A 643-nucleotide genomic window follows, 5' to 3' on the forward strand; every position below is an offset into this window, starting at 1 on the left:
AAACCGGTCAGCGGCGCCGCGAGCAGCATTTCCCTGACGGATGATAAATCCAAACTGACCGGCGACGGCAAAGACCCGGTGTTGGGTACCGAAATTAAGGAAGTGCCGGAAGGCAGTGGCATCTATGAAGTCACGGCCACCGCAGGCACCAAACACGGAAAGTGGACAATCAAGCCGACCGTTGACGGACATGAATTGCCATCAACCGTGATTGATTTCGGCGATTCGTTGGCCAATATGATTAATCCGGACAAGACCGAATTTAAACCGGATAACGGCACGTTGAACAAGGAAAATGAAGAAACCGATATCGTCCTGAAACTGATCGACAAAGAGGGCAAGCCGATTACCGGCGCGGTCGACAAAATCAAGTTGACGGAAGACAAAAGCGAGCTGTACGGCGAAACACCTGATCCGCGAGTCACTGATATCAAGGAAGATCCGGCCGGTAGCGGGATTTACAAGGCTAAAGTGATCGCCGGCAAGAAAAAAGGCACGCTGAAAATCACGCCTGTGGTGGACGGCAAAGAGTTGAAACCAACTCAGATAGTCTTTGGTCAGTCTCTGGCAGAAATTGTGGATACCAAAGGTTCGGTCTTTACCCCGGCGACAAACGTGTTGTCGGCTGACAATGAAGACAGCA

Annotated in this window: 1 pseudogene; it reads left to right on the top strand. The window is 51.2% G+C overall.

What is annotated here, in order from left to right:
- Positions 1-643: pseudogene (locus FE392_RS22380) on the top strand (invasin domain 3-containing protein); the annotation flags it as partial.

Origin of the sequence: Xenorhabdus santafensis (assembly GCF_033949405.1) — a bacterium.
Taxonomy (GTDB): Bacteria; Pseudomonadota; Gammaproteobacteria; order Enterobacterales; family Enterobacteriaceae; genus Xenorhabdus; species Xenorhabdus santafensis.